The organism is Psychrobacter sp. NZS113 (genome assembly GCF_015864825.1).
Lineage (GTDB): Bacteria > Pseudomonadota > Gammaproteobacteria > Pseudomonadales > Moraxellaceae > Psychrobacter.
On record NZ_JADYWL010000007.1, the window covers coordinates 90,859 to 103,975 of the forward strand.

13 protein-coding genes are annotated in these 13,117 nt (G+C 41.7%); 6 read left to right on the forward strand and 7 right to left on the reverse strand.

The features are described 5' to 3' along the window. Nucleotides 1-13: 13 nt before the first annotated feature. From I6E61_RS11435 to I6E61_RS11455, 5 genes are all read right to left on the reverse strand, one after another. Nucleotides 14-484 (reverse strand): F0F1 ATP synthase subunit B, encoded by a 471-nt coding sequence (locus I6E61_RS11435; protein WP_194197915.1) that lies wholly within the window; start codon nt 482-484, stop codon nt 14-16. A 117-nt stretch (nt 485-601) separates the two neighbouring features. Beyond that, nucleotides 602-850, reverse strand: a complete 249-nt coding sequence (gene atpE, locus I6E61_RS11440) for a F0F1 ATP synthase subunit C (RefSeq protein WP_010197960.1) — start codon at nt 848-850, stop codon at nt 602-604. 33 nt (nt 851-883) lie between these two features. Then, a complete protein-coding gene (atpB, locus tag I6E61_RS11445) occupies nt 884-1,750 on the reverse strand; it encodes a F0F1 ATP synthase subunit A (protein ID WP_110923631.1) in 867 nt (288 codons plus the stop codon). 698 nt (nt 1,751-2,448) lie between these two features. Beyond that, a complete protein-coding gene (locus I6E61_RS11450) occupies nt 2,449-2,847 on the reverse strand; it encodes an ATP synthase subunit I (protein WP_194197914.1) in 399 nt (132 codons plus the stop codon). Nucleotides 2,848-3,112: 265 nt separating this feature from the next. Beyond that, entirely contained in the window at nt 3,113-3,997 is an 885-nt protein-coding gene (locus I6E61_RS11455) for a metal ABC transporter solute-binding protein, Zn/Mn family (RefSeq protein ID WP_227685851.1), read from the reverse strand. A 195-nt stretch (nt 3,998-4,192) separates the two neighbouring features. On the opposite strand from I6E61_RS11455, the gene I6E61_RS11460 reads away from it, so the two are divergent. From I6E61_RS11460 to gluQRS, 6 genes are all read left to right on the forward strand, one after another. Next, nucleotides 4,193-4,741, forward strand: a complete 549-nt coding sequence (locus I6E61_RS11460; RefSeq protein ID WP_197134905.1) for a Fur family transcriptional regulator — start codon at nt 4,193-4,195, stop codon at nt 4,739-4,741. Nucleotides 4,742-4,842: 101 nt separating this feature from the next. Continuing rightward, nucleotides 4,843-5,646 carry a metal ABC transporter ATP-binding protein gene (locus I6E61_RS11465; protein WP_197134907.1) on the forward strand — a complete coding sequence of 268 codons (804 nt, stop codon included), beginning with the start codon at nt 4,843-4,845 and terminating at the stop codon, nt 5,644-5,646. A 99-nt stretch (nt 5,647-5,745) separates the two neighbouring features. Then, a complete protein-coding gene (locus I6E61_RS11470; RefSeq protein ID WP_197134909.1) occupies nt 5,746-6,564 on the forward strand; it encodes a metal ABC transporter permease in 819 nt (272 codons plus the stop codon). A 277-nt stretch (nt 6,565-6,841) separates the two neighbouring features. Then, nucleotides 6,842-7,690 (forward strand): metallophosphoesterase, encoded by an 849-nt coding sequence (locus I6E61_RS11475; RefSeq protein ID WP_197134911.1) that lies wholly within the window; start codon nt 6,842-6,844, stop codon nt 7,688-7,690. A 487-nt stretch (nt 7,691-8,177) separates the two neighbouring features. Continuing rightward, on the forward strand, nt 8,178-8,615 hold the full coding sequence (gene dksA, locus I6E61_RS11480) for an RNA polymerase-binding protein DksA (protein WP_110923638.1): 438 nt from the start codon (nt 8,178-8,180) through the stop codon (nt 8,613-8,615). A 304-nt stretch (nt 8,616-8,919) separates the two neighbouring features. Then, nucleotides 8,920-9,843, forward strand: a complete 924-nt coding sequence (gluQRS, locus tag I6E61_RS11485) for a tRNA glutamyl-Q(34) synthetase GluQRS (protein WP_197134913.1) — start codon at nt 8,920-8,922, stop codon at nt 9,841-9,843. Nucleotides 9,844-9,953: 110 nt separating this feature from the next. Here gluQRS and ftsW read toward each other — a convergent pair whose 3' ends face one another. Next, nucleotides 9,954-11,078, reverse strand: a complete 1,125-nt coding sequence (gene ftsW / locus I6E61_RS11490; RefSeq protein WP_227685879.1) for a putative lipid II flippase FtsW — start codon at nt 11,076-11,078, stop codon at nt 9,954-9,956. Between the two features lie 344 nt (nt 11,079-11,422). Then, nucleotides 11,423-12,838 carry a UDP-N-acetylmuramoyl-L-alanine--D-glutamate ligase gene (gene murD, locus I6E61_RS11495; RefSeq protein WP_197134917.1) on the reverse strand — a complete coding sequence of 472 codons (1,416 nt, stop codon included), beginning with the start codon at nt 12,836-12,838 and terminating at the stop codon, nt 11,423-11,425. Nucleotides 12,839-13,117 lie beyond the last annotated feature (279 nt).

The following is a 13,117-nucleotide window of genomic DNA, read 5'->3' on the forward strand; positions in this document are numbered from 1 at the left end:
TATATCCTCACAGTTACAGCTTCGCCGCCAGTTGGTCTAGCATACTGGCATGTTTTTGCACATCGACTTTGTCTTGCAAAATCTTTTCTGCACCAAGTACAGCCAGTTCAGCAACTTGAGCACGTAATGACTCACGCGCCTGATTGATTTCCTGGTCGATAGACGCTTGCGCTTGTTGACGAATGCGCTCGCCTTCCACTTGGGCCTGCGTTTTTGCATCTTCGACAAGCTGGTTGGCACTCTTGTTCGCTTGCTCGATTAGAGCAGCAGCTTTAGTCTTTGCAAGAGTAAGCTCCTGCTGGACATCTTGCTCCGCGGTCGCCAGGTCTGCTTTTGCTTTTTCTGCGGCATTCAGGCCTTCAGCAATTTTACGCTGACGCTCATTGATGGCACCAATAAGTGGTGGCCACACGAATTTCATGCAGAACATCACAAAGATTGCAAAAGCAATGGCTTGACCGATGAGGGTAGAATTGATATTCACGTGATCACCTCTTTGTTAATGAAAAATCAGTTTCATTGATCATATTTGATAGCCAAACTTTGGCTATGGTTAAGATACAAACTTTGACTACCAAACATTTACAACTGAGCTTTCTGATTAACCTGCTAGAGGGTTAGCGAATAACAATAGCATAGCAATACCAACACCGATCATCGGAATAGCATCAAGAAGACCTGCTACGATGAACATACGAGTTTGTAGCTGTGAGCCTAGTTCTGGCTGACGTGCTACGCCTTCTAGGAATTTACCACCTAGAATAGCAAAACCAATACCTGTGCCAAGTGCGCCAAGACCGATAAGTAGCGCTACTGCGATAACTGTGTAACCACCTAATACTGGATCCATTGATGTATCCTCATTTACCTATTGAATGTCTAATTAATGTTCAGTTGATGATGCGAGCGACATATAAACTATCGTCAGCATCATAAATACGAACGCTTGAAGTGTAATAACTAAGATGTGGAAGATAGCCCACGGTACCGATAACGCCCATTGAATCCAAAACGGCATTAGAGCAATCAGTATGAAAATCAATTCCCCAGCATACATGTTGCCGAATAGACGCAAACCAAGTGATACAGGTTTGGCTATTAGAGTAACTGCTTCTAGGATGAAGTTGATGGGAATCAAAATCGCTTGTACGATTGGGTTTTTGGCGCCAAACGGATGTAGTGTTAATTCACCAATAAAGCCGCCCAAACCTTTTTCTTTAATGCTATAAAAGATAATCAGTGCAAAGACAGAGAACGACATGCCAAGCGTGATGTTAGGATCAGTCGTTGGAACAATCTTAAAGAAAACATGATGTGGATCATGGCCCATTGCAGCACCAATTTGTCCCGCAATACCTGGAACGAAGTCAACAGGTATTAAATCCATCAAGTTCATCAAAAAGATCCAAACAAAGATGGTCAACGCCAATGGTGCAATCAGTTTTGATGTACCACTGTATGAATCACGAACGTTGTTATCAACAAACTCAACGATCAATTCAACTGCTGCCTGCATTTTACCTGGCACGCCTGAAGTGACTTTTTTGGCAACCATCCAAAAGATGGTACAAAATAGAATGCCCAGACCAATTGACCATAGCATAGAGTCAAGATGGATAGCTTTAAAGCCCATTAGCCCTGCTTCTTCAGCAGTATAGGCAACTTTCCAACCTTCGCCCGGCAGATAGCCGTACGTCCAATTCGTTAAGTGGTGAGAGATATATTCTGATGATGTTTGCTCGGATGCCATAATGTAAGCTTCTTATTAATCAACGATTTAATCAACTACCAAAAATATGGTTGTCATCTGATGAGGTTTTAGTGTTTTATTTGATGTGCTTATAAGCAAGCAAATAATTCATGCTAAAGCGCTCATGTAATCAATAACATCCAACCCATAGTTCTATTACTAATATGCAATAATTGATAGCTTGAGATAAATTTTAGCTATCAAAAAAGGGCTTATGATGAATCAGTAATAGCCCTTGCATTTTTATACGCAAAATTATTATATATGTGTCTGCTTATTTGCCATATATTAATGGCAGGCACTCAATGTGGTACCCATAAGCAAAATATTTAGCTGCCTATACTAATGCAGCGTTGTATTCGTGTAAAGTCAATTGTGATTTTTTTATCCATTGTATGAATAAGTTAACTGCCTAGTAACATTTTAATGTCAGCATGCATAATTCCACATACACCATTAGATGACGACAATTTACTTGTCTATGATATCGGTGGCTAAATCTGCCCTACCCTATCACCATATTAGTGTGTGCTGAGCATAAAAGCTCATTTGGCAATCTTTATAATCACTATTACTGTTTTAAGACAGTTATTGTACTTCGACTTTTCGAACTAGTCATAGAGAAGTTGGACGGCAGGGTGACTTGCCAGTGCTATTAACAAAATATCTAACCAATCATATAGCGATTTTCATTAACACTAGCGTATATGCCACAACATCCAACTGTGACTAATTTGCATTACCATAAAACCGATAAACAGCGCAGGCGCAGATAGGGGTTGTACGGTAATAAAAATTAGTGCGAAACCAAACACGGTCAATAGCCATTTTGCCATTTGACCTCGATATAGCTGGCTAACAATATGTTGGCGCGCGCGATATCCAGTATGCCAAAAGATAAAAAAAGCAAATACGGCTTGAGTAGTAAAACTTAGCAACGCACCAATTGCAGCGCTTTTCGTTACAGTAAGCTCACTATCTAACCAAATAGCATCTAGAATCCAAACAACAATAATCAGGATAAACAATATCCAGGCTTGGCGTTTGATGTAGATACCAATTTTATCTTTCTGCGTGCGTTTGGCAGGCTTGGTCATCGGTATTCCTATAGCCTTACAATATTGGGATAATCTAGTATCCTTGTGACACTTTTATCCGTGAATCGCTCACTCTACAGGTACAGCCTTTCAACCAAAATTAAACGCCACTTATTATAAGGAGCATGTGAATTTTAAGCAAGCATAATATGAAATTTGTCAACTATTTAGCATGAAAACACACCTCAAACTAGGCCACACTTCATTTGAAAGCACTTAGTTTGAGGCATGGTAACATTTATTTGAAGAATACTTCGATTTATTCCTACTTACCATCCACACAATTGTTAATTTGCTGTGCCATATTCGTCCACCCTTCTACAAAATCTTGAGTGTCGCTCATGTCTTCGATTTGAGCAGTGGTACTAATTGGTTGCAATTTAGCAAGTAGTCCTTTAGAAACTGCGCCTTGATTAACCATACACATCTGCTTAACAGGACGATTCTCATTCAACCAACGCAATTGACTGGCTTTCGGAGAGATATGGTGGTCTGGGCTTAAACTACCTGCTAACTTTACATGAGCAGCTTTTTCAATATATTGGTAGGCATCATGATAAGCCCAGTAAGGACGGCTAGTCTGTGACGATTGTTGTACAGTGTTGACGGCTTTATCCATACGTGCAGCAAACTTTTCAACGTTGGCTTGATAGGTATTTGCGTACTCTGGATTAGCGCGACTATGTATCACTGCCAATGCACGGGTAATGGCTTTGGCGTTTTCAGGATCTAGCCAAATATGCGGATCAAGTGTGTCTGCAATTGGCTCGCCTTTCACGTCACGAAGCGGATAACGGTTGAAGGCCTTAAAGTCGAACATAGCAATGGCATTAGGTGCTGTCTGTAAGCTGCCAGTTAGGCTGTTTTCTAATGAAGGTCCAAACCAAACGACGAACTTGCTGTCTTTAATCGCTTTTATATCGCTTGGACTGACGCTTCCATGATGCCCCACATCACCTGGTTGCAGAATTCTATTGGCTGATGGTGTTCCTTCAGTCACCGCTTCACTGAGTAAAAACATCGGATAGTTGCTCACACTAACCGTTGCTGCTTGAGCATTTAGCGTTAAAAATCCTAGTACTGCTCCAGAAACTAGCAGACGTTTTATCTTGATAATTGGACGTAGTAACTGATTGAAAGCTGAGTTCATAGTAGGTGTCTTTGGTATATGATTGTTTGATATATGATTGGTATATAATTGATAGTGTTGAGATATCATGTTTACTGAAGAGTGACAATACAGTAGATAACTGAAGACAGCTTATCTGCTTTTCATTTTATTATGTTATACTATAACAATAAAAAATATAATAAAACAGCCATTTTATTTTTAGGAGTCCGCACCATGTCTACCCACTCATCAGTTTGTGAACACTTACATGATGCGCAAGACTTTACGCCGCATGACGTATTAGAACGTCTGGCAGCAGCAAAAGAGCAATGTCGCTTAAATGGCTCACGCTTTACGGCTTTACGTCAGCAAATATATCAGTTGATATTAGAAGCCAATAAGCCTATTGGTGCCTATGACTTAATTGCTCAGTTACAAAGCATGCGCCTGTCAGATGCTAGCAATAGTGATGAGACAAAAGAGCAGCTTGGCAAAAGACAAACTAAAAAGAACGTCGCTCCACCAACGGTTTATCGCAGTTTGGAGTTTTTATTGAGCGAAGGTTTGATTCATCAACTAACGTCTATTAACGCTTATGTTCCTTGTTGTCACCCGAGAGCACAGCATACGGCGGCTTTTTTGATTTGTGGTCAGTGCCAGCGGGTACAAGAATGTAGCAGCTTGCCAGTACAAGAGATGATGAGCTTTGCTGAGCAAGATGTTGGCTTTGTCGTGGAGCATAGTGTGATCGAGCTTAGAGGTCGGTGCCAAGCTTGCCAATAACCTATAAGTCTTGTTTTCATTATTTTTAATACTTTTTATTGGTTTTTAATAGCAATATTCTGATTATTTTTATCCTTTACTTATCCATTCGTTGTCATATTATGAGCCTGTCTACCTTACCATCTAATCAGCCTGTCCTACCTATTGCTGACGGCAATACTGCGAACGATGCTAGCCAGCTGCTGAGCCTACGCAATATCAGCTACTATATTGGGCAGCAACGCCTGCTCTCAAATATTGATATTGATATTTCTGTCAATGAAACGGTTAGCCTCGTTGGACCTAACGGTGCTGGAAAATCAACGCTTGTCAAACTCATCTTAGGTTTGATTGAGCCAACCAAGGGTAGTTTAACCGCACACCAACCATTGCAACTTGGCTATGTGCCACAGCGATTTACGATCCCGCCAATATTGCCATTGCGAGTCAGTGATCTACTGGGTCAAGCAAATAAAAAACGTCTAACCGCTGAGCAGCGCCAGTTCATATTTGATAATTTATCATTGACGCACTTGCTATCACGGCAAATGCTGCATCTGTCAGGTGGTGAGACACAGCGGGTATTATTAGCACGTGCCTTGCTAGATAAACCCAATTTATTGATTTTAGATGAGCCCATGCAAGGGCTTGATCCTGATACTGAGGTCTGGCTCTATCAGTTCATTGATAAGCTACCAGATTTCTTGCGTTGTGCCATGTTAGTGATATCGCATGATTTGCACTGGGTAATGAGAGGTAGTCGGCGCGTTATTTGTCTCAATAAACATATTTGCTGCGAGGGGCAACCAAGTGAGCTTGCTATTAGCACCGAATTTAAAAAGTTATTCGGTCATTATTATGAGCAGCCATATGTACATCAGCCACATGCTTGCCAGCATCACGCACCGAATGATATCGAACAATAACCATCAAAACCAAATATGGCACAGCTATGTTCAGTAAAGTGCTTTTGACACTTACTGATACTGTTTTGAGCCTTTATAAAAATTTTACGGATATTTATTATGACCACTTGGTTAGCCATTATCGCTCCTGCTTGGATCGCTGGCAGTATTTTAGCACTACTATCAGCGCCTTTGGGTTGTTTAGTATTGTGGCGCCGTATGGCATTCTTTGCCGATGCTCTAGCACATGGCACCTTACTTGGTGTCGCCTTAGCTGCTTGGTGGCAACTGCCGATGGGTATTGGTGTTTTGTTAGTCAGTATCGCAGTAGTGTTAGGACTGGTACTGATTGATGATGAGCGTCTACCTGCTGATGCAGTACTAGCTGTCGTTGCAGTGTCATTATTATGTTTAGGATTATTGACCTTAACCCAGCTGACAGATCAGCAAGCCAATGTACTAGGATTTTTATTTGGTAATTTATTAGAGCTAGATTGGGCTGACTTACCTCTACTTGCGGGTAGCGTGCTAGTGGGTTTGGGTTTACTACGCTATATATGGCCGGCGCAAATCAAGCTTGCTACTCACGAAGCATTGGCACGTATCCAAGGTATCAATCCAACACGCCAGCGATTGTTCTTTATGGGAATATTGGCAGGGTTCTGCGCTGTTGCGCTACAAGCGGTCGGCAGCTTACTCATCAGTGGTTTGTTGGTGTTACCAGCACTAACCGCACGCTTATGGGTAACATCACCAAAACAAATGGTCATTATATCTTTAGTTATCGCTCAGTTAGGTGTTACTTTAGGAGTTTGGGGCAGCATTTGGCTAGATATTCAGACGGGTCTCTCTATTGTATTAATATTAGCCATTCTGTTTTTTGTCGCACTTATTTGCTCAAAATTAATCACCGCAAAATTTTGGTCAGCTCGCCACTAATGGTTAACAATCTGTTGCAGGTTCTGATTTAATTCAACTTTATTTGATTAATATTGCTAGAGCTTTGTTTTACTTTGTGTTATAAACTTTCCTCATCACTATCAGTATCATTAATAATAAAAAAATGCCTATAATAGCTATTGAAAATATAGTGTATTAACTGGAGCTAAATATCATATATGATGGAAAAAAGTAGTGAAAACAGATAATAGTGACTCGTTTACTTATGGTCATGTTGACAGCGTCAATTGCTCTGTTTTAATAAGGGACTGACCCAATGCCAAGCAATACTATCAGTAGAATCAGTACGCCAGATGAGCAAGTTAATATCTTACAAGTCACCGATTTACACTTATTGACACCTAGCGCTTTTATTACGGATAACGATAATATTGACAGTGATGAAGCCGTCATTTATCAACATAGTTTTGAAAAGGTGCTTCAACAAGCACTAAATGAAGATATTCGCTGTGATCTCATTATCGTGACAGGTGACTTGGTCAATAAAATCATACCTACGATTTATGACCATATCTTTAAGGTATTACAAGCGACTGAAATTCCTTTTGCTTGTATTGCTGGTAATCATGATGTGACTGACGAAGTTGGCTGCCATTTACCATTTTTGCAGCGCACATTGGTTGCTCAGCCTGCTGACTCTCGGTTATTGAACCAACATATTATTGAAACTGAGCATTGGCAGCTATTGCTATTAGACTCATCTATTAGTGGGGAAGTTGCAGGCGAAATAACACCTGCCGATATGGACTGGCTATGTGAGAGACTCGATGCCTGTGACAAGCCTACGCTACTCGCCCTACACCATCATGTTGTACCGGTAGGCTCTGCCTGGATTGATGCTCATATGGTAGAAAATAGCGAAGATTTTTGGCAGCATATGAGAGCCTTTGAGCAGCTAAAAGTAATCATTAGTGGACATATTCACCAAGACCAAGTCCGCTATCGTCAGGGCGTTTCTGTCTACACCACACCCTCGACCTGCTATCAGTTCATGCCTAACGAAGATAACTTTGCTTATGATGAAGACGCTCGACCTGGTTACCGTTGGTTGCAATTAGCCAACAATGGAACGGTTGCAAGCTGGGTTGAAAGACTGGATACTTGATGCCCATAAATATTGGCATAAAAATAACTTTAGCCCTTATATACTAAGCATTTAGCTTAGGTTTCTCGGGCTAATATAATGTGGCTAGCAAAGTAAAATAGCCTCCAGTGTAAAAAATAACTTCATTATTATTAGAAACAATGATACAACTTATAAAATGAAGACTGCCTAACTTCTACCATTAGGTACTATCATAACGGCTAGGATGGCTGAGCCGACCATAATTGAGATTTTGATCTTATTGGTTTGCAGTGTTTTTTAGACAAAACTGTTTAAATAAAGATAAGCGTAACCATATATTTGACCATCGCTATGCTGATGTCAGGCTAGCAAGATAACTATATTATTAGATCAGCTGTGTTACTTGTGTTACCAAGTGGTAAAACGTTTTATAAATGGAAAGCATTATAGCGTTCGTAAAATTAATAACGTCTTATCTGTTGATACGTCGTTTTATTGAATTAATTTGAAAAAGTAGGATACCCATATGAGCACCGTGACCACGAATCCGAGTGAAGTGAAGTTTACTCCTTATGTGCCAGCCAAAGACGAAGAATATATGTCTGATGCTCAGTTAGAGCATTTTAAAGCGATTTTATTGGACTGGAAAAACCAACTGATTGGCGAAGCAGATCGTACCAAGACTTATATCCAAGATGAGTCAAGCGCCATGCCAGATATCAATGATCGCGCAACCCAAGAAGAAGAGTTTGCGCTGGCTTTGCGTACGCGTGACCGTGAACGCAAACTCATTCGCAAAATCGATAAATCTATGTCAGAAATCGAAAATGATGACTATGGCTTTTGTGAGACTTGTGGTGTAGAGATTGGTCTGCGTCGCCTTGAAGCACGCCCAACAGCGACTCAGTGTATCGACTGTAAAACGCTATCTGAAATCAAAGAACGTCAGAACCAAGGCGCTTAGATAAGATAGCTTCAATCAAGCATAAGAAGACCCTAGTTAAGTACGAGCGACCATGTTATTGGTCGCTCGTTGCGTTTTAGGCTATCGTTTCTTTGTTCCATGACTTGTAGTCAATCTATCACTATAGCCGCTGACGATAATAGCCCCTAACGATAAGTGTTAAAAAAACAATTTTATTTTTTAGAAGTAAGACCTCTAACAAATTATCTCATTTAATAAATATCTTTTTTAACCCAACTTTATTATTCTATCTAAATAATACTATCATCGATAACTACCTATTTTAAAAACGATCAAGATTCCTATGCCTACTCTTCCTCAGCCTATCGGCCGTTTCGCACCTTCACCTACTGGTGAGCTGCACCTTGGCTCTTTAACGACAGCACTTGCCAGCTTCTGCCATATCAAATCACTGGGTGGTCAATGGCTATTGCGCATTGAAGATACCGATACTGAACGCTGCGATCAGCAGTTCACTGAGCAAATCTTGATTGATTTAGAAGCGCTTGGTCTACACTGGGATGGCGATGTCATTTATCAATCTGAGCGTATTGATATCTATAATGATTACTTAAACTCTGCCCTGCGTCCACTCACTTACGGCTGCCAATGCTCACGTAAAGGCTTAGAGCAGTATTGGTCACAAGAAGAACAGAGCCAAATTCATAATGAAAACCAGCCAAATAGAAAGCGTTACCCACGCCGCTGTGTCGCCGCTGACCTTGACAGACAGCAGCATAAACTGCGCATACAGTTACCAGATTATAGAATTGGCTTTAATGACGGCATCCAAGGAATACAATGGGATAACCCGCAACAAACCTTAGGCGATATGGTGGCCCGTCGTCAAGATGGCATGATCAATTATATTTTGGCTGCGAGTCTCGATGATGGCCTGCAACAGGTTACTCACATCATGCGTGGTTTGGATATATTACCCATGACCACAGCACAAATCAGCATCATGAATGCTGCTCACTTACCCGCTATCGACCACTGGTATCACTTGCCATTGATATGCAACCCTGATGGGCAAAAACTCTCCAAACAAAACCTTGCACAACCCATTGATACACGAAATCCAAGTCAGTTAATCGCTCATGCACTAAAACTATTACAACAACCCGTCGTTGATAGAGATACCCCTGAAAATATGCTCAAGCAAGCCATTGCGCAATGGGACAATACCCCACTACAGAGCAAGCAACAGTTAAATTTATCTAACTGATAAAAAGCAGATAACAAAAAGCGCCACTCATTAGCGACGCTCTTTTAAAGGCAACCAGATACTAGTTATTAAACACCTTGTTATTGAGCATCATGCATAATCATAAAATGCTAATAATAACGACACTGGCTTTTTTCGATCTCAGGGCTTTCTTTATAAATTTTCAGCAATAGCGCAACCATCACTAGGCTAATCAACATAGATGAGCCACCATAACTGAAGAATGGCATGGTCAAACCTTTGGTTGGAATCGCGCCCATGTTCATCGCTGCATTAATAATCGTCTGGGCAATAAAAACCACACCAATACCAAAGGCCGTATAGCTCATGCGCATCTGTCGACGTTTTAACGCGTTATAACTGATACGCATCGCACTACCGATAATCAGGGCTTCGAGCACCAACACCATAGTGACCCCAACAAAGCCTAACTCTTCACCCGTAATTGCTAGTAAAAAATCCGTGTGTGCCTCTGGCAAATGCGATAATTTTTGCACGCTCTCACCATAGCCAACACCCGTAAACTGCCCACGACCAAAGGCAATCAAACTACGTGCTAACTGATAATCGGTATCTTGCACATCATCGAACGGATCCATGAACGACATCACACGTACCAATCGATACTGTGCTGTTGTGACCATCAATACTGCGCCACCAACAGCAGCCGCTGCCAATGCTAAGAAGTGCTTGTAAGGCGCACCAGCGATATAAAATATCGCAAAAATGGTACCCAAAATCACGACAAAAGAACCAAAATCTGGCTGCGATAAGAGCAGCATGGTAATGAGCGCGACCACTAGCATAATTCGTAAAAAGCCATCCAACCCATTACGAACTTCGAAAGACCGGCGCACCACAAAGTCAGACACAAAGACAATCATGACTAGCTTGGCAAGCTCTGCTACCTGAAAGTTAAACACACCCAAATTCAACCAGCGCTTAGAGCCATTAATAGGCGTACTGAACAAGGTTGCTACTAATAGCACACCCGTAATACCCAATAAAATAAACTGGGTTTCGGTTTTATATAGTCTTCGTAAAGACACGCTATAATAAGGAATAGCTGCAATAACCAGACCAATCGTCATATACAACAGTTGGTTGTTAAAAAAGTACAGCTCTGTCATACCGCGACTGAGCGCAAAAGGAATAGACGCAGAAGCGACCATTAGTAAACTGAGCACCAGCATACAGCCGACGCTCGATATCAAAACAGCACGTGCTGACGGCATAGAAAGAATACCATCAGAGCCAGCGGCTTGTTTTGGTTGGGACGAGGAACGAAAAAAAGAAGGGAGCGCCATAATTTTATATACACTAACGAACGAAAAACACGGCGTCTATGAAACGCCACCGTTTAAAAAATATGAAGAAGATAATACCAAACAAATCACTTGTCTGGTTATGATTGACAGTAGCAGCAATCTATAAGCAAAACAATCATTTATAAAGAAAATGCTTTCTGACAATAAACACCAACTAAATAACGTTTTATTATTCTATATTGTTGTTTATTCTCAGAACAACTAATTATCAAGCCAGTTAGGTATCAAGCCAATTAGCATTTATGCTAGTTTCATTGCACACATTCTAGCTGGCTGACCAATTGACTAAAATGCTCACCGCGAGCAGCGTAGCCCCTATACTGATCAAAGCTGGCACAAGCAGGAGACAGTAGCACCGCTTGTACTTGCGATAGGCTGCTTGATGTCACCTGCTGAATCGTAGCAAAAGCTTTTTCTAGCGTTTGGCACTGATGTAATGCCACATCAGCACTAATCTTCGCTGCACGCAAATGTTGCTCAATCAGCTGAGCATCTTCACCGATAAACAGCACTTGACTGACATATTGATTGATGAACGGCGTCAGTTCGCCAAACGCTTGGCCTTTACCCTGTCCACCTAAAATCAATAATAGCTTGCCGTCTTTTGGCGCATAGACCGCACCTAGCCCTTCGATTGCGGCCATGGTCGAGCCAATATTGGTGCCTTTTGAATCATTAAAATAATCAATGTCGGCAGCATGAGCGACATATTCACAGCGATGCTCAAGTCCAGTGAAGTGCTGTAACGTGTCTAGCATACTATCAAGTGGTAAACCTGCGAGCTCGCCTAAGGCTAAGGCTGCCTGTGCATTGAGCAAATTATGACGACCTTTAATCAACAGTTTGTCTGCCGACAGTAGCAATTCTGTACCACGAGCAAGATAAATTTGACCTTCAGGATCAATGATAAGACCATACTGGCCTTTATCAGGAGCATGAATACCTGTGCTCACTCTGGTTAAATTATCAGCGACTAGCGGGCGCGTCAGTGCGTCTTCACGATTAATAACGATGGACTTAGCACCCTGAAAAACACGGTGCTTGGCTTGATGATAACCCAACATATCGCCATGACGGTCTAAATGGTCAGGTGACATATTGAGAACTGTCGCCACCTGCGCACCCAAATTGGTGACGGTCTCTAGCTGAAAACTGGATAATTCCAGTACAGCCAATGCCATTTCAGGATTATCAAGTAGCGTGAGCGCTGGCACACCAATATTGCCACCGACACCAACATTAACACCAGCATCTGTAGCCATTTGACCGACCAACGTGGTCACGGTACTTTTAGCATTAGAGCCTGTAATAGCCACGATCGGCACCGTACAGGCTTCGCAGAATAGCTGAATATCACTGACCACTGGAATGTGAGCTTGCCGTGCAGCAGCAACAGCTTCGGTAGCCAAAGAGATACCAGGGCTGATAATGATACGTGCTGCTTGCTGCAACAGCTCGGCATCGATTGCACCGAACTGACGGATATCAACTTCAGCTGGTAATTGATCCGCTAATTTAGGTGCTTCTTGTGCATCAGTAACTGCTACCTGATAGCCTTGCTTGGCCAGATAGCGCGCAACGGATAGACCAGATTGCCCCAAGCCGACCACGACCTGTAGACCACTACCTTTATGAAGTAAGGCATCTGTTGCAATGTTGGTGGTCATATATATTCCTTCTATTTTACGAGCAAAACGGCATCAAGCAGACCTAATCTGTAAAGAGTCCAAACAATGCCTTCAAGATGAGAAGCATCATAACGGTATCGTTCAGATTTCGGTACTGGTTTTTTATGACTTTATGCTATTATGCGCCTGTTTTTATATTAAGTGGCTAGTGCTATAATAGTCGCCCTGAGCTATGAATGGTTGGGTATTCCCCCAAGCATTTTAGTTTAGCATGTTGCCACAGTTAACGCGCTATTCGCGTGTGATTGTCACTTATCT

Excerpts from the sequence above, each read along its gene's own strand:
- atpE (WP_010197960.1), bottom strand. The coding sequence starts at position 850 with ATGGATCCAGTATTAGGTGGTTACACAGTTATCGCAGTAGCGCTACTT.
- atpB (WP_110923631.1), bottom strand. The coding sequence starts at position 1,750 with ATGGCATCCGAGCAAACATCATCAGAATATATCTCTCACCACTTAACG.
- I6E61_RS11450 (WP_194197914.1), bottom strand. The coding sequence starts at position 2,847 with ATGACCAAGCCTGCCAAACGCACGCAGAAAGATAAAATTGGTATCTAC.
- I6E61_RS11455 (WP_227685851.1), bottom strand. The coding sequence starts at position 3,997 with ATGAACTCAGCTTTCAATCAGTTACTACGTCCAATTATCAAGATAAAA.
- I6E61_RS11460 (WP_197134905.1), top strand. The coding sequence starts at position 4,193 with ATGTCTACCCACTCATCAGTTTGTGAACACTTACATGATGCGCAAGAC.
- I6E61_RS11465 (WP_197134907.1), top strand. The coding sequence starts at position 4,843 with ATGAGCCTGTCTACCTTACCATCTAATCAGCCTGTCCTACCTATTGCT.
- I6E61_RS11470 (WP_197134909.1), top strand. The coding sequence starts at position 5,746 with ATGACCACTTGGTTAGCCATTATCGCTCCTGCTTGGATCGCTGGCAGT.
- I6E61_RS11475 (WP_197134911.1), top strand. The coding sequence starts at position 6,842 with ATGCCAAGCAATACTATCAGTAGAATCAGTACGCCAGATGAGCAAGTT.
- dksA (WP_110923638.1), top strand. The coding sequence starts at position 8,178 with ATGAGCACCGTGACCACGAATCCGAGTGAAGTGAAGTTTACTCCTTAT.
- gluQRS (WP_197134913.1), top strand. The coding sequence starts at position 8,920 with ATGCCTACTCTTCCTCAGCCTATCGGCCGTTTCGCACCTTCACCTACT.
- ftsW (WP_227685879.1), bottom strand. The coding sequence starts at position 11,078 with ATGCCGTCAGCACGTGCTGTTTTGATATCGAGCGTCGGCTGTATGCTG.
- murD (WP_197134917.1), bottom strand. The coding sequence starts at position 12,838 with ATGACCACCAACATTGCAACAGATGCCTTACTTCATAAAGGTAGTGGT.